Source organism: Saccharothrix sp. AJ9571 (assembly GCF_021725495.1).
Taxonomy (GTDB): Bacteria; Actinomycetota; Actinomycetes; order Mycobacteriales; family Pseudonocardiaceae; genus Amycolatopsis; species Amycolatopsis magusensis.
Genome location: NZ_CP091382.1, coordinates 2642445 through 2657845, shown reverse-complemented (window position 1 = coordinate 2657845; position 15401 = coordinate 2642445). Strand labels below are relative to the sequence as shown.

17 protein-coding genes are annotated in these 15401 nt (G+C 70.1%); 4 read left to right on the top strand and 13 right to left on the bottom strand.

Features of this window, described 5'->3' with window-relative positions; all coding sequences use genetic code 11:
• Positions 1-257: 257 nt before the first annotated feature.
• Positions 258-809, top strand: coding sequence for a ferritin (locus L3Q67_RS11710; protein ID WP_209663290.1), 552 nt, complete (start codon positions 258-260; stop codon positions 807-809).
• 61 nt (positions 810-870) lie between these two features.
• On the opposite strand, the gene L3Q67_RS11705 is transcribed toward L3Q67_RS11710, so the two are convergent.
• From L3Q67_RS11705 to L3Q67_RS11690, 4 genes are all read right to left on the bottom strand, one after another.
• Complete coding sequence (locus L3Q67_RS11705; RefSeq protein ID WP_499189528.1) at positions 871-1719, bottom strand: hypothetical protein; 849 nt, start codon at positions 1717-1719, stop codon at positions 871-873.
• Complete coding sequence (locus L3Q67_RS11700) at positions 1716-2228, bottom strand: SigE family RNA polymerase sigma factor (protein ID WP_499191505.1); 513 nt, start codon at positions 2226-2228, stop codon at positions 1716-1718. The genes L3Q67_RS11705 and L3Q67_RS11700 overlap by 4 nt, the downstream gene beginning before the upstream one ends.
• A 220-nt stretch (positions 2229-2448) precedes the next feature.
• The gene (locus L3Q67_RS11695; RefSeq protein ID WP_499189527.1) at positions 2449-2799 is read right to left on the bottom strand and encodes a DUF952 domain-containing protein; all 351 of its coding nucleotides are present in this window, start codon (positions 2797-2799) and stop codon (positions 2449-2451) included.
• Entirely contained in the window at positions 2799-3674 is an 876-nt protein-coding gene (locus L3Q67_RS11690; RefSeq protein WP_499189526.1) for a DUF5926 family protein, read from the bottom strand. The genes L3Q67_RS11695 and L3Q67_RS11690 overlap by 1 nt, the downstream gene beginning before the upstream one ends.
• 97 nt (positions 3675-3771) lie before the next feature.
• Between L3Q67_RS11690 and L3Q67_RS11685 the strand changes: the two genes are divergently transcribed.
• Positions 3772-4950: a cytochrome P450 gene (locus tag L3Q67_RS11685; RefSeq protein WP_499189525.1), complete on the top strand. Its 1179-nt coding sequence runs from the start codon at positions 3772-3774 to the stop codon at positions 4948-4950.
• Between the two features lie 20 nt (positions 4951-4970).
• On the opposite strand, the gene L3Q67_RS11680 is transcribed toward L3Q67_RS11685, so the two are convergent.
• Positions 4971-5906, bottom strand: coding sequence for a DUF4328 domain-containing protein (locus L3Q67_RS11680; protein WP_499191504.1), 936 nt, complete (start codon positions 5904-5906; stop codon positions 4971-4973).
• 2 nt (positions 5907-5908) lie between these two features.
• A complete protein-coding gene (locus L3Q67_RS11675) occupies positions 5909-6244 on the bottom strand; it encodes a rhodanese-like domain-containing protein (protein ID WP_209663297.1) in 336 nt (111 codons plus the stop codon).
• A gap of 87 nt (positions 6245-6331) precedes the next feature.
• Between L3Q67_RS11675 and L3Q67_RS11670 the strand changes: the two genes are divergently transcribed.
• Together L3Q67_RS11670 and L3Q67_RS11665 are read left to right on the top strand one after the other, a co-directional pair.
• The gene (locus L3Q67_RS11670) at positions 6332-6952 is read left to right on the top strand and encodes an L-2-amino-thiazoline-4-carboxylic acid hydrolase (RefSeq protein WP_499189524.1); all 621 of its coding nucleotides are present in this window, start codon (positions 6332-6334) and stop codon (positions 6950-6952) included.
• Positions 6949-7488, top strand: a complete 540-nt coding sequence (locus L3Q67_RS11665) for a PadR family transcriptional regulator (RefSeq protein WP_499189523.1) — start codon at positions 6949-6951, stop codon at positions 7486-7488. The genes L3Q67_RS11670 and L3Q67_RS11665 overlap by 4 nt, the downstream gene beginning before the upstream one ends.
• On the opposite strand, the gene L3Q67_RS11660 is transcribed toward L3Q67_RS11665, so the two are convergent.
• From L3Q67_RS11660 to L3Q67_RS11630, 7 genes are all read right to left on the bottom strand, one after another.
• On the bottom strand, positions 7451-9052 hold the full coding sequence (locus L3Q67_RS11660; protein WP_499189522.1) for a solute symporter family protein: 1602 nt from the start codon (positions 9050-9052) through the stop codon (positions 7451-7453). The two genes, L3Q67_RS11665 and L3Q67_RS11660, sit on opposite strands and share 38 nt — an antisense overlap.
• The gene (locus L3Q67_RS11655) at positions 9049-9390 is read right to left on the bottom strand and encodes a DUF485 domain-containing protein (protein ID WP_499189521.1); all 342 of its coding nucleotides are present in this window, start codon (positions 9388-9390) and stop codon (positions 9049-9051) included. The genes L3Q67_RS11660 and L3Q67_RS11655 overlap by 4 nt, the downstream gene beginning before the upstream one ends.
• 103 nt (positions 9391-9493) lie before the next feature.
• Positions 9494-11281 (bottom strand): sodium/solute symporter, encoded by a 1788-nt coding sequence (locus tag L3Q67_RS11650; protein ID WP_499189520.1) that lies wholly within the window; start codon positions 11279-11281, stop codon positions 9494-9496.
• Positions 11282-11311: 30 nt separating this feature from the next.
• On the bottom strand, positions 11312-11848 hold the full coding sequence (locus L3Q67_RS11645) for a hypothetical protein (RefSeq protein ID WP_499189519.1): 537 nt from the start codon (positions 11846-11848) through the stop codon (positions 11312-11314).
• Between the two features lie 2 nt (positions 11849-11850).
• On the bottom strand, positions 11851-12681 hold the full coding sequence (locus tag L3Q67_RS11640) for a LytR/AlgR family response regulator transcription factor (RefSeq protein ID WP_209663304.1): 831 nt from the start codon (positions 12679-12681) through the stop codon (positions 11851-11853).
• A gap of 105 nt (positions 12682-12786) precedes the next feature.
• A complete protein-coding gene (locus L3Q67_RS11635) occupies positions 12787-14154 on the bottom strand; it encodes a glycoside hydrolase family 16 protein (protein ID WP_499189518.1) in 1368 nt (455 codons plus the stop codon).
• A 291-nt stretch (positions 14155-14445) separates the two neighbouring features.
• Positions 14446-15285 (bottom strand): S49 family peptidase, encoded by an 840-nt coding sequence (locus L3Q67_RS11630; protein ID WP_499189517.1) that lies wholly within the window; start codon positions 15283-15285, stop codon positions 14446-14448.
• Positions 15286-15401 lie beyond the last annotated feature (116 nt).

Below are 15401 nucleotides of genomic sequence, written 5' to 3'. Positions count from 1 at the left end.
CACCCACGCGCGAACGCGGCCCTCACCTGCCCGAACGCGGGACTCACCTGCCCGAACGTGGGACTCGCGTGCCTGAACGTGGAGTTCGGGTGCCTGAGTGTGGGGTTCGGGTGGTTGAACGTGGGACACAACGGGTAATTGATGAGGTTTGGCTTGGCTTAATTAGTTGGGCCTACTTTTGGGAATGGTAACCTAATGCGGCGGGAATCACCAGAGTGAAATGGAGATAATGGCGCGTCTGGGTTATCGTTGAATGCATGGCCCTCACCAAGAAGAATCCGCGTTCGAAGTTCTACGAGCTGCTCCAGCAGCAGGTGCACAACGAGTTCAACGCCTCCCAGCAGTACATCGCCCTGGCGGTCTGGTTCGAGAACGAAGACCTGCCGCAGCTGGCGAAGCACTTCTTCCGCCAGGCGAACGAGGAGCGCAACCACGCACTCGCGCTGGTGCAGTACATGCTGGACACCGACCACCACGTCGAGATCCCGGGCACCGGCGAGGTCCGCAACGACTTCGACGAGGTGCACGAGCTGATCGAGCTGGCCCTCGCGCAGGAGAAGGAGGTCGCGGCCGACATCAAGACGCTGGCCAAGGCCGCCCGCGACGAGGACGACTACATCGCCGAGCAGTTCGTCCAGTGGTTCCTCAAGGAGCAGGTCGAGGAGATCTCCGCGATGTCCACCCTGCTCAACATCGTCCGGCGCGCCAACGGCAACCTGTTCGAGGTGGAGAACTGGCTCTCCCGCGAATCGGTCGGCGACGGTGGTGGCGACCCGATGATGCCCCCGGTGGCCGGCGGCGCCATCTGAGCGGCCCCGAGCCCCGAGGGCCGACCGGACCCGGGCACCCCCACCGCGGGAGTGCCCGGGTTCACTCGTAGCAGTCCTGGTAGCTGTCGTCGAGGTAGATGTGCTCGATCACCGAGGCCTCGCCGACCACCACGCGGTACCGGTAGCCGTTGCCGACGGGCACCACGTCGCCGTGGGGGCCGGCGGTCGCGTTCGGGTAGACGGCCTGCAGCTGACCGCGGGTCGACCCGGTGCCGATGCCCTCCGGCGTGGTCACGTCCGCCGACGGGTTGATGTGGACCACGCCCCGGTTCGGGGAGACCACCACCGAACCGCCGCTGGGCACCCCGGCCCCGCTGAAGTAGTAGGTGGCGCAGCCGCCGTCCAGTCCGCTGCTGCTCTCCGGCGTGAAGTTGATCCCCGCCGACGAAGCCTGCTCCATGGTGGCGTTCAGCAGAAGCTTGCCGTACCCGCCGTGGCCGAGTAGCGGACCGGGTATCGGCGGTTTCGAGGCGGCGGGCACGTCGGTGCGCATCGGGCTCATGGGTGCGCCCGCGGACGGCTGACCGGCGTGCTGGCTCGGCGGTGGCGCCGGAGCGGCCGGCGGCGGGACCGGGCTGGTCGGCGGCGGCACCGGGGCCACCGTGGCGCTCGGCCCGATCTGCAGGCTCGGGCCCAGGCCGGACGAGTGGGCCACCGGCGGCGGTACCTCGCGCTGGAACCCGCCCCCGGTCAGCGCCACCCCACCGGCCACCAGCGCGGCCACGCCCAGCGCTCCACCGGCGACGGACATCCGGCGACGGCGGACGCGGCGCCGCTTGGCGCCCGCGACGATGAGCTGCCCGGCGTCCGGCTGGGGACGCAGTTCGAGGCGTTCGTCGTCGAACAACCGGCGCAGTTGCCCGGCCAGTTCGTCATCGGCTGCGCTCATCCCGCTTCCCTCCCTCCGCTCTCCTCGACCGTGGCCGCCATCTTCAGCCGCAGGGAGGCGAGCGCCTTGCTCGCCTGGCTCTTCACCGTGCCCTGGCTGACGCCGAGTGACGCCGCGATCTCCGCTTCGGACAGTCCTTCGTAGTAACGCAGCACGACGACGGCGCGTTGCCTCGGCGGCAAAGCGCGTAGTGCCTGCCACAGCGGTTCGTGCTCGAACGGGTCCGCGTGCACGAGCGGCTGCGAGTCCGGGATCTCGGCGACCAGGTTCTCCCGCTTGGTCCGCCGCCACCGGCTGATGTGCGCGTTCGCCATCGAGCGGCGGATGTAGGCCATCGGGTCGCCGGTCTTGCGCTGCACGTGGGTCCAGCGGGAGCCGATCTTCTCCAGCACCGTCTGCACCAGGTCGGCGGCGTCGTGCGGGTTGCCGGTCAGCGCGTGCCCGTAGCGCATCAGGCCGGGCAGGTTGGCCGAAACGAACTCCCCGAAGTCAACGAGGTCGCCCGGCACCGCCAATCCCCTCTCCCGGCGCGCATCGACGACGCGGTTCTCGGCCAGCGACAGCACTGGCACCACCGGCGCGCACGCGGTCACCGTATCGCCTCCAATTCCGGTGAGCGCTCTCGACCGCTCCCCACCACCGTCTGTCTCACGCATCCGTGCCCCCGCAGGTTGTCCATCGGCCGTTCTCGATCGAGGGACGCACCGCAGGGGTCGCCGTTGTGATCCGTTACCGGTTCGCGATGGCTGGTGGGAGGTGGAAACGGCCGTCCGGGCCCGGCGGGAATCCGTGCACCGCGACCACGGCGGCGCGCGGGATGGGGCCGTACACGTGCGGGAAGCGGACCCCGGCCGGGTGCGGCGGCACGCCGTCCTCCCAGCGGACCGGCACGCCGAGGCGATCGGGGTCGATTTCGAGCAGGACGAGATCGGTGCGGCCGGCGTAGAGGGCGTCGGCGGGCAGGTGGGCGGTGCCGAAGTCGGAGCAGTGGATGAAGCCGGCGTCGTCGAGCGAGGGCGCGCGGTAGTCGCCGCCCTCGCTCGACGCCCAGTCCTGCTTCGAGCAGATGTGCAGCAGCACTAGCGGATGGTGATCTGGCGGCCGATCAGGCCGTCGCGGGCCCGTCGCTCGGCGGCGTTGAGCGGCTCGTCGTCGAGCGAGGCCAGCGCCTTGTCCAGCCGCTCGCCGAGCTGCTCGGCCGGGTCGGCCCACTCGCGGGCGTGCGCCTCGGGGTCGAGGTCCCAGACCGGCACCAGCAGGCCGTGCGCGCGGAACGAACCCGCGTACCGCGAGTCCTCGCCGAGGCCGATCTCACCGGCGGCGGAGAGGCGGGCCAGCGCCTGGAGCACCTTGCCCTCCGGCTCCGGGCGCACCCAGCGCAGGTGCGCCTTCTCGCCGGCGTCGACCCAGTACGCGCCGGTGCCGAGGCGCTCGGACGGCATGATCGCGCCGTTCGCCCGCTCCAGCGACAACGCCACCTCGCCCTCGGCCTCGGTGCCCTCGGGCAGCCACCACGAGAAGTCGCTGTGCATCCGGACGTCCAGCTCGGCGTTCGGGGCGAGCAGGTCCTGCAGCCGCTCGCCGTCGGAACCGGGGGTGATGGTGTCGGGCACGGAGAGCACGTCGCCCTCCTTGGCCTCGAGCGCCCAGCGGACCGACCGGCCGATGTCGCGGCTGACGTCGGTGGAGCGCGTCTGCACCTGGAGGCCGACGAACGCCTGGCCGTCGGCGCGGACGAACGCGGCGGCGGCCATCGGCAGCACCGTGCCGAGCACCACCTTGCGGCCACCGGTGTCCTTCAGCGGCAGTTCGACGGTCGCGGAGGGCACGAACTCACGCAGCGCGATCAGCTCCGGCTCCCCGGCGAGCCCTTCGAACGGCCGGCCGACGAAGACTTCGCGGACCTTCTTCGGTTTGTCCTGCTTGGGCCCCTTTTTGCGCGCCGCCTTGCCCACAATTCCTCCTCGCGATCGGTCGGGCCGACGGTACCGCGTTGTCTGCACGGGGGCCGAACCCCGGACCCCCGAACTACCTGACGGTTACGCTCACCGGGTGTTCGACCCGAGCGATCCCGAGTTCCTGGCCGATCCCTATCCGGCGTTCGCCGAGTTGCGCCGCCAGGGGCCGGTGCACCGGCACGACGGGCTCGGGCTGGCGATCGCGGTGTCGCACCCGGCGGCTTCGGCGGTGCTGCGACACCGGTCGCTCGGCCGGATCTGGCGCGACGCGACCCCGGCCGAGCAGTTCGTCTCGTTCAACCTGCTGCACCGGAACTCGTTGCTGGAGAACGAACCCCCGGCACACACGCGACTGCGGCGGCTGGTCTCATCGGCCTTCGCGCGCGGGCACGTCGAACGGCTGCGGCCGCGGGTCGAGGACATCGCCGGGCAGCTGGTCGACCGGCTCGCCGCGCGCATCCGGGACGAAGGCACGGCCGACTTCCTCGCCGAAGTCGCGCAACCACTGCCGGTCGAGGTGATCGCGGAACTGCTGGGCGTGCCCGCCGAGCACCGGCCGCTGCTGGTGCCGTGGTCCAACCAGATCGTGAAGATGTACGAGTACGGCCTGCCCGCCGACAAGCGGGCGGCTGCCGAGCGGGCGGCCGGTGAGTTCGTCGACTACCTGCGGAAACTGGCCGTCGAGCGGGCCGCGAACCCCGGCGACGACCTGATCAGCGACCTCGTCCGCGTGCGCGACGACGACAACAGCAGGCTTTCGGACGACGAACTGGTCGCCACCGCCGTGTTGTTGCTGATGGCGGGCCACGAGGCGACGGTCAACGTGCTCGGCAACGGCCTCCGCGCGTTGCTCGACCACCGCGACCAGTGGACCCGGCTGCCCGCGAACATCGATTCCGCCGTGGAAGAAGCGATCCGGTACGACTCGCCGCTGCAGTTGTTCGAGCGGACCGCGACCGAGGACGTGGAGATCGCCGGGTACCGCCTCGAAGAAGGGCAGAAGATCGGCGCGCTGCTCGGGGCCGCCGCCCGTGACCCCGAGGTGTTCGCCGAGCCGGACACCTTCGACGTGACCCGGTCCCCGAACCCGCACCTCGGGTTCGGGGCCGGTATCCACTTCTGCCTGGGCGCCCCGCTGGCCAGGGTGGAAATCGCCGCCGCGTTCCGGGCGCTGACCGCGCTGCCGGAGCTGGAACTCGCCGGAGAACCACCGCGACGCCCCGAGTTCGTCATGCGCGGTTATCAGGAACTACTGGTCGGCGCGGGCCGGTAGCCACGCGCGCACAAGAAAATTCAGCGGGGTGCGGTGGCCGGGCGGGCCGGGCGCAGCTCGGGTTCCGGGGCGCCGGTCACCTTGAGCACGCGCAGGTGGCGCAGCTTGTCCGCGCCGACCGGCGCCAGCAGCCCGGTCATCCGGCGGACCAGCAGCGCGGTGAGCACGGCCAGCGCGGCGGCGGACCCGTCGGTCAGCACGGCGAGCAGCACGCCGTCGGCCTGGGCCTGGACGCCGTCGCGCAGGCGCCAGATCACCGAGATGACCAGCAGCAGGCCGTTCAGCACCCAGGTCCCCCACCAGGCGAGCACCAGCCGCGACGGCCGCGGCCGCTCGGAGCCGGGACGGCGCAGCACGGAGTGCTCGGTCTCGGCGATGATCGACCCGGCCATCACCAGGTTCGGGCCCGGCACGAAGAACCCGGCGACCACCTGCCACGGCGGCCGGGCCGGGCGCTCCCCCAGTTCGTCGGCGGCGACCACCCTGGCGACCAGCAGCCACCACAGGCTGACGCCGGCGGCGAACAACGCGAGCACGAAGGTCAGCAGTGCGCCGGTGAGCACCAGCGCGTCCGAGGTGCCGACGACGTCGGCGTCGAGCGCGTCCTCCCGGCTGATCAGCAGCAGCACGTAACGCCAGCCCTCGGCGAACGCGGACAGCGTGGCGAAGGCGGCCAGCGCCCACAGCAACATGGTGGCGTTGCGGTAGAGCGCGCGCAGGCGTTGCGCCGGGCGCGGCGAGTTCGACGGGGTGCCGGGGACCGCGGTCGGCAGCCGCCACACCACGTTCGGGAAACCCCAGCGCGGCGGCACGCGGTAGGCGGGCGGGCCGTAGTAGCGGTGGTCGACCGCACGCCGGCGCGGCGCGTGGTACGGCGGGGTCGCCACCCAGCGCACCCGCGGCCGGTAGGGCGGCGGGTGCTGGTGCTGGGGTGGCGGGTAGTGCTGGGGGTGCACGCTCACACCACCTGCGGCTCGGCACCCTGGTCGGTGACCATCGGCAGGCCGTTCGCCTGCCAGGACTCCATGCCGCCCGCCACGTTGACCGCTTCGCGCCCCTGCCCGTTCAGCCAGGCCGCGACGTTCGCCGAACGCACGCCACTACGGCAGATCACGTACAGCCGGTCGGCCTCGGGCAGCTCGCCCAGGCGGCCGGGCAGCTCGCCCATCGGGATGTGCACGGCCTGGGGGGCGTGCCCCGCGGCCCACTCGTAGTTCTCACGGACGTCGAGCAGCGCGAACTCACCGGGCAGCTCGGGGACGTCCACAGTGGGCACTTCAGCAGGGTTCACCACCCCACCATGCTCGCACGAAGGCGCGTTCAGCGCGTGTGAACAGGGCAGCTCTCGACTCGATAGACAAACTTGTCTATGGTGGCCGTCATGACAGACCTCAGTGATCCGCGGAGCTGGTTCGTCGAACCGTTCTTCGCCGCGCTGCTCGACGGCGTACCGGACGCGGCGGAGATCCGCGCCCGCCTGGAACGCGAGACCGAAGACCTGCTCGACCAGACCGAAGACCTCGTCGTCGACGAGGCCGCCCGCAGCCACGTGGTGCTCACCGCCTACGCCGTCGCCGCCTACCGCTGGCTCCAGGACCGGGTGGCGGACCCGCTCGACGCCGTGCGCGAGGCCGTGGTCGGCCCGTTCGGCGAGTGGATGGCCGACACCGTGCGCACCGAACTCGACCAGGCACCCGATCCGTTCGCGACCATGGTGGCGAACCTGCGGGAACAGGAGAAGTCCCTCTACGGCAAGGGATTCGCCTGGGAACGGGTGGTCGACGACGACCGCGCCATCCTGTCCCGCGCGCACCGCTGCGTCTACCACGACGCGAGCACCCGGCTCGGCGCGCCGGAACTGACCGCCGCCGTGTGGTGCGAATGGGACAAGCCGATGCTGGCCGCGGTCGACCCGGACCGCCACGGCATGCGTGCCGCGCGCCCGGTGACCATCGGCTACGGCTGCGACCACTGCGACTTCGCCTTCGAGCGGACGAAGTGAACGTCCGCCTGCTGGTGCTCGCGCTGCTCGCGGAACAGCCGCGGCACGGCTACGAGATCCGCAAGTGGCTCGTCGACAGCCACGCCGAGAAGTGGGCGGAGGTCAAGCCGTACTCCGTGCACCACGCGCTGACCCAGCTCGCCAAGGAGGGCTTGGCCGCGCTCGACCGGGTCGAGCCGACCGCCCGCCGCGACCGGTCGGTGTACGCGATCACCGACGCCGGCCGCGAGGAGCTGCGGCGGCTGGCTCGCAAGCTGTGGGGGCAGCTGCCCAACGCCTATCCGGCGAGCGTCTACCTGCTGCTGACCTTCGTCGACGTGCTCCCGCCCGTGGAAGTGCGCTCGCTCGCCGAATCGCTGGCGCACTCCCTGCGGGCGCAGCTCGCCGACTGGGAGGCCGGCCAGGCGGCGAAAGCTCCCCTTCCGCCGCTCTGGCAGGCCATGTTCGACAACGGCCGGGCGCACCTGCGCGCCGACCTGGAACTCGTCGAAGCGGTCCTCAGTGCGGAGTCGCTTTCTCCGCCCCCAACCCGGTGAGCGAGCGGACCTCCATCTCGGCGTACTTCTCCTCGTTGTGTTCCTTGGACAGGACCGTGCCCAGCCAGCCGAGGAAGAACGACAGCGGGATCGAGACCAGGCCCGGGTTCTGCAGCGGGAACCAGTGGAAGTCCACGCCCTTGATCATCGAGTTCGGCAGTCCGGAGACCGCGGGCGAGAAGATGATCAGCACGACGGTGACCCCGAGGCCGCCGTAGATCGACCACAACGCACCCGAGGTGTTGAACCGCTTCCAGAACAGCGAATACAGGATGGTCGGCAGGTTCGCCGACGCCGCGACCGCGAAGGCCAGCGCGACCAGGAACGCGACGTTCTGATCCTTCGCCAGGATGCCGCCGACGATCGCGACCGCGCCGATCACCACCGCGGTGATCCGGGCGACACGGACCTCGGCGTTGCTGTCGGAGACCTTGCCCTTCTTGATCACGTTGGCGTACACGTCGTGCGCGAACGACGCCGACGCGGTGATCGTCAACCCGGCGACCACGGCCAGGATCGTCGCGAACGCCACCGCCGCGATGAACCCGAGCAGGATCGGCCCACCCAGCGCTTGTGCGAGCAGTGGCGCGGCCGAGTTCTCCTTGCCCGGTGCCTTGTTGATCGCGTCCTTGCCGACGATGGCGCCCGCGCCATAACCCAGGACCAGGGTGAACAGGTAGAACAACCCGATCAGGCCGATCGCCCAGACCACCGACTCCCGCGCGTCCTTCGCCGTGGGCACGGTGTAGAAACGCATCAGCACATGCGGCAGACCCGCCGTACCGAGCACCAACGCGATACCCAGTGACAGGAAGTCGATCTTCGACGTCTCCGAAACGCCATACCGGGTTCCCGGGTTCAGCACGGCGTCACCGGCGCGCTGGGCCGCGCTCCCCAGCAGGTCCGACAGGTTGAACCCATAGCGCGCCAGCACCCACACGGTCATCGCGAACGCGCCGGTGATCAGCAGCGCGGCCTTGATGATCTGCACCCAGGTCGTGCCCTTCATCCCGCCGACCAGCACGTAGATGATCATCACGATGCCGACCACCGCAATCACCACGGCCTGCCCGGCGGTGCTGGAAATGCCCAGCAGCAACGAAACGAGGATGCCCGCGCCCGCCATCTGCGCCAGCAGGTAGAAGAAGCTGACCGCCAGCGTCGAGGTCGCCGCGGCCGCGCGCACCGGCCGCTGCTTCATGCGGAACGCCAGCACGTCGCCCATGGTGAACTTGCCGGTGTTGCGCAACAGTTCGGCGACCAGCAGCAAAGCCACCAACCAGGCGACGAGGAACCCGATCGAGTAGAGGAAACCGTCGTATCCGTAGACCGCGATCGCCCCGGCGATGCCGAGGAAGGAAGCGGCCGAAAGGTAGTCACCGGCGATCGCGATCCCGTTCTGCGGCCCGGAGAACGCGCGCCCGGCGGCGTAGTAGTCCGACGCCGTCTTCGTATTCCGCGAGGCCCGGAACACGATCACCAGCGTGACCACCACGAACGCGCCGAAGATGCTGATGTTCAATGCGGGGTTCGACCCCTGCACGCCCTGCGCGAGGTCGTTCACTTTCCCTCCCCCACTGTGTTCTCAATGTCCTCGCGGATCTTGTCCGCGACCGGATCCAGGTGGCGATTCGCGTGCCGCACGTACAACCCCGTGATCACAAAGGTCGACACGAACTGCAGCAGGCCGAGGACCAGGCCCACGTTGATGTTGCCGACGAGCTTGGTGGACATGAAGCCGTGCGCGTAGTCGGCGAGCACCACGTACAGCAGGTACCAGCCGAGGAACAACACGGTCATCGGGAACACGAAGTTCCGCAGGCGTTTGCGCAGCTGACGGAACTCCGGACTGGCCTGGATACGCTTCCAGTCGGCTTCGGTCAGCGGTTCACTACTGCTCACAGGAGACCTCCCTCGATCCAGCGGTGTGCCGAGGATCATCCTCCTGATGGGGGAGGTGCGCAGGTCGCACGATCAGGGGAGAGCGGTGACCGAGAGTGGGAAGTTACTTCCGGTGCCGACCGCGGCCGGTGCGAGCCTTTTCCTCCGCCTGCCCGAAGCGCGCCACCGCGCGATCGCGCATGAAGCCCAGCGGGTCCGGCGCGTGCAGGCGCAGCATCACCGCGTTCAGGTCGTCGGGCACCCGGTGCGCGGTGGCCTTGCTGACCAGCATCGTGGCCAGGAAGGCGGCGGGCACGGTGAACAACGCGGGCTGCACGGCGAACCACGGTGCCCAGTCGCCGGTGTACCCGCTGACGATGGTCACCGCGAGCGCACCCAGCACCAGCGTGCCGCCGACGACCATGCCCGCCATCGCCCCGGTCCAGGTCAGCTTCCGCCACCAGATGCCGAGCAGCAGCATCGGGCTGAAGGTGGACGCGGCCAGCGCGAAGGTCATGCCGACGCTGAGCGACAGGTCGTCCTGGCGCAGGGCCAGCGCGATGCCCAGCGGGGCCAGCGCGACCAGCACGGTGGCCAGCCGGAAGTCGCGGACGCGGCCGGGCAGCACGTCGGTGGACAGCACCCCCGCCACGCTGACCAGCAGGCCGGAGGCGGTGGACAGGAAGGCGGCGAAGGCACCGGCGGCGGTGACCGCGCCGAGGATCTGCCCGCCGAGCCCGCCCAGCATCGCCGAGGGCAGCAGCAGCACCGCGGCGTCGGTCTGCCCGGTGACCAGCAGTTCCGGCACGTACAGCCGGGACAACGCGCCGAGCAGCGCCGGGAACAGGTAGAACAGGCCGAGCAGCAGCAGCACGTGCACCGTGGTCCGGCGCGCGGCCTTGCCGTCCGGGTTGGTGTAGAAGCGGACCAGCACGTGCGGCAGGCCCATCGTGCCGAGGAACGTGGCGAACATCAGCGAATACGTGCTGAGCAGGTCGGTCACGTCGGCGGAGGCGGGCAGCAGCCAGGTCGAGTTCTCGGCCACCGCCCCGGTCACCACCGGCACCGGTGACCCCGCCGGGAAGCGCAGTTTGGTGCCCTCGCCGACCTCGGGGGTGACCTCGGGCGACCAGAAGACCACGCCCTCGGACTTCGCCCCGTCCACCACGCCGTCCGCGTAGAGCACCGTCGGCACGGCCACCTTCAGCGTGACCGGGGTCTGCACGTCGACCGTGGTCTCCTCGGTGAACATCGGTGGCGCCTGCGTGCCCAGCGAACCGGCGGTCGGCCCGGCCCCGCCCCCGATGAACACCACGCACAGCACGAACGTCGGCGCGGCGATGGCGAACAGCTTCAGCCAGTACTGGAACGCCTGGACCACGGTGATCGCGCGCATGCCACCGGCGATCACGTTGATGGTCACCACCACGGTCACCACCACCGCGCCCGCCCACGCGGGCGTGCCGAGGATGGTGGTCAGCCCGAGCCCGGCGCCCTGGAGCTGCGGGACCATGTAGAGGATGCCGATGAACACCACGAACGCGGTGGAGAACCGGCGCAGCGGCAGCGAACCGAGCCGCGCTTCGAGGAAGTCCGGCAGCGTGTACGCGCCGGAGCGCCGCAGCGGCGCGGCGACGAACAGCATCAGCGCCAGGTAGCCCGCGGTGAAGCCGATCGGGAACCACAGCGCGTCGGCGCCCTCCTTGAGCACGATGCCCGCGACCCCGAGGAACGAGGCCGCCGACAGGTACTCACCGGAGATGGCGGCCGCGTTGCGCCGGGACCGCACGGTCCGGCGGGCGACCAGGAAGTCGTGCGTGCTGCTGGCGAACCGCGAGGACCGGTGGCCCAGGTAGAACGTGACCATGCCGACCAGCACGATGCCGGCCAGCGCCCACGGGTTCAGCTGCACTCGAAGATCCTCGCACGCGGTCCGGGAATCTCAGTCCTCGATCATGTCGACGAAGGCCCGCTCATGGCGTTCGGCCAGGCGGTTGTACCACAGGCCGACGGCGAGCAGCAGCGGGAACGGGGCCACCCCGAGCAGCAGCCAGGCCACCGGCACGCCGATCACCCGCAGCCCAGCGAAGTCCGGGGACAGGAAGAAGGCCAGCGGCAGCGCGCCGAGCAGCACCACCACCAGCAGCCCGAGCGCGAGCCCGGTGCGCAGCTGCTTCTTGACCAGGTCCTTGATCAGCAGCTCGCCCCAGCTGGTCTGCTCCTCCAGTTCGACGCGGGCCCGCAGCGCGTTCGTCTGCTTCGGCCCGGACAGCACCACCCGCTGGCGCCGCGGCCGGGAGTGGTGCTCGGGCTCCGGCAGGTCGTCGGGCAGGGCGCCCGCCGGGACCGGTTCGGTCTTCGAGGTGGGTGGCAGCGGCCCGGCCTGCGGCTTCGCGTGGCGGCCCAGGTTCTTGCCGAGCGTCGGGTCGGGCTCGCGCACCCCGCCGATCTGGCGGTACGGGTCCCCACCGAGGGTCATGGCTAGCTGTTCCGCGACGAGCCGACCAGCCGGTCCTTCAGCTCACGGGTGTGCCTGCGGCTCACCGGCAGCAACTTCTCCTCGTTGCCGATGACCACCTGGTAACCGCCCTGGCCCATCCGCAGCTCGGTGATCAGCTGCAGCGCCACCAGGTAGGACCGGTGGATGCGGACGAAACCCGCCTTCTCCCAGCGTTCCTCGAGCTGGGCCAGCGGGATGCGCACGAGGTGGCTGCCGTCGGTGGTGAACAACCGCGCGTAGTCGCCCTGCGCCTCGACCCAGCGCACGTTCGCGCGCGGGATGAGCTTGGTGTTGCCCGCCAGTTCGACCGCGATGACCTCGTCGTCGGTCTTCACCGGCTCCTGCCCGGCCGGGGCGGCGGGCGCGGGCGCGGCCTGCAGCGACTGCAGCACCCGCTTGATGGCCTTGTCCAGGCGCTCCTGCTTGCACGGCTTGAGCACGTAGTCGACCGCGCCGAGGTCGAAGGCGTTCACCGCCTCCTCCGGGTGCCCGGTGACGAAGACCAGCACCGGCGCCGGGTTCAGCGTGGCGAACACGCGCGACATCTCCATGCCGGACAGGCCGGGCATGTTCAGGTCGGCGAACACCGCGTCGACCGGGGCCAGGCCGCGGTCCTTGCGGTAGCGGACCTCGGCGTCGTCCGAGGCCAGCAGCCGCAGCGCGTCGGTGGCGTCGGTGCAGGTGAAGATGCGCCGGATGGCCGGGTTGTTCTCCAGGCAGTGGGCGAGTTCGGACAGGCCGTGCGGCTCGTCGTCGACGGCCAGCACCAGCAGGCCCGAAGTGTCTTCGTGGGTACTCACAGTGACAAGCATCCTGCCTAGTGAAAGTGGCTATGTCCAGCTTTGGTGGGAAGGAGTCCGGTTCAGTTATAAGCGACGCGGGGGCGGAATGTCTGCCGCCCCCACGTCGCCGATTGGTTACGGTGCGAAGGTGAACCAGTTGACGTTCACGAAGTCCGACGGCTGCCCGCTGCGGAAACTCAGGTAGACGTCGTGGGTGCCGGTGACCCCGCTGATGTTCGCCGGGATCGTCTGCCAGCTCTGCCAGCCGCCGGTGTTGCCCACCGCGAACGACCCGATCGGCGGATTCGACAGGCTGTCCAGCCGCACTTCGATCAGCCCGCTCACCCCGCCGCCCGCGCCGGAGGCGACCCGCGCCTTGAACTGGGTGGCCGTCTGCGAACCGAACCGGATGCCGTTGTACCTGGCCCAGTCGCCGTTCGCCGCGGTCGCCACGTTCTGGCCACCGCCCGCGTCGGTGGTGATCTGCGTGCTCAGGCCGTTCTGCTGCTGGTGGTTCTCCGCCTGGATGGTGCCGTAGGCGTCGGTGCCACCGGGATCACCGGTGCCGCCACCGCCGCGGGTCCACGCGGCCACGTAGTCGACCACCATCGGCCGTCCCGGCACGGTGGCCGCGGTCGGCGTGCCGATGCCGGCCACCCCGTTCGGGAAGGCACCGCCCATCGCCACGTTCAGGATGATGAAGTACCCGGCGTGGCTGGTCATGTTGGTCCACGTGGTCGCGTCCAGCTGGTTCTGGCTGACCTGGTGGAACTGCTGACCGTCGACGTACCAGCGCAGCTGGTTGGGGCTGGTGCTGCGGTCCCATTCGAAGCTGAAGGTGTGGAAGGCGCTCTGGCAGCTGGCGCCGGGGCAGGTCCGGCTGGTGCCGATGCCGTTGTTCTCGTTGCACGGCCCGCCGGGCGCGGTGCCGCAGTGCAGCACGCCCCACACGGAGTTGATCCCGTTGACGTTCTCCATGATGTCGAACTCGCCGATGCCGGGCCAGTTCCACCAGTTGCCGCGGTAGGGCGAGCCGAGCATCCAGAACGCCGGCCAGTAGCCCAGCGCGGCTTCCCCGGTGACGTTCGGCATCTGCAACCGGCTCTCGACGCGCAGCACGCCGTTCTCCGGTGCCTTGAAGTCCTGCTTGTTGGTCTCGATCCGCGCCGAGGTCCAGTTCCCGGCGCCGTCGCGCAACGGCGTGATGCGCAGGTTGCCGCTGCCGTCGAGGCTGACGTTCGCCGGGTTGTTCGTGTGCGCGGCGATCTCGCCGGTGCCCCAGTTCGCCGGGCCACCGGGGTAGCCGTGGCCGAGGCTGAAGCGCCAGTTGTTGCCGTTGGGCAGGGTGCCCGCGGCACCGTCGAAGTCGTCCGCCCAGACCTGGGTCCAGCCGGTCGGGGGTGGGGGCACGGACGCCCCGGCCGGCACCGTCAGCGGAACGGTGACCAGGGCCGCACCGGCGACCGCGGCGGCGAGCGCCCGGCCGAAGCGGCGTCTTTTCACGGGTGGGGAGTGGGGAGGAACGGGCATGGGGGTGACCTCCTTGTCAACCCGTACCGATGGGGAGCAGTTTTGTTGTGGCCAACAACAAAGCCTGACTATGACACCCCAGCCCTCAACCCGATGTCTGTAGCCCGTTCAGGTGCGGACCCGATCAGTTCCGGTCAACCCCGATCACCCAAACCCCCCATACCCCCCAAACCGCCCCTCCGAATGCTATGAGTGGGGCATTACTTGCATTGAATGCTAGTAATGCCCCACTCATAGCATTGCCGGGTGAGGGGTGGGGGGTGGTTAGAGGCCGAAGCGGGACCAGGTGGCCTTCGCGGTGACGGCTTCCAGTACGGCCGCGGCCGGTGCGCCGATGCCGAGCTTCGCCAGCAGCGGCTTCTTCGGCTCGGCGATGGCGATCTCGGCGTCCGGGTAGCGCTCGGCGAGCACCTCGCGCAGGTTGCCGACCCCGTCCACCAGGCCCAGTTCGACCGCCTTCGCGCCCAGCCAGACGTCCCCGGTGAACAGCTCGTCGCCACCCTTGAGGCGGTCACCGCGGCGCTCCTTCACCCAGCTCACGAACAGCTCGTGCAGCTGCGTGTGGAGCTTCTTGAGCCACTCGACGTCCTCGGGCTTCTCCGGGCTGAACGGGTCGAGCCGCGACTTGTTCTCGCCCGCGGTGTGCAGCCGCCGCTCCACGCCGAAGCGCTCGAGCAGGCCGGTGAACCCGAAGCCACCGCTGATCACGCCGATCGAGCCGACCAGCGAAGTGCGGTGGGCGAAGATCTCGTCGGCCGCGCAGGCCAGCCAGTAGCCGCCGGAAGCCGCGACGTCCTCGGTGAAGGCGAGCACCGGCACGCCCTTCTTGTCCGCGAGCTGCCGGATCCGCTCGGCGACCAGCCCGGACTGGGTGGGCGCCCCACCCGGCGAGTTGATCAGCAGCGCGACCGCCTTGAGCCGGTCGTGGCCGAAGGCGCGGGTCAGCGCGGTCTCCAGGGCGGACAGGTTGATCGCGCCCCTGGACAGCGGCGAGGCCTGCGGGGTGATCACCCCGTGCAGCTTCACCACCGACACCACGTCTTTGCGCTCGCCGCGGTCGGCGAGACCGGGGATCCGGGAGGTCAGCTTGTCCGTCACGCTCATGCGGCCACCCTACTAGGGGGTGTCCGCGGAGGCCGGTCGATGGACTTCGGGATCCAGGTGGTTCCTGGCGGTGCCGGGCGTTCGTCCTCGTACCGGGTTTGTACTCGGACGAAGGC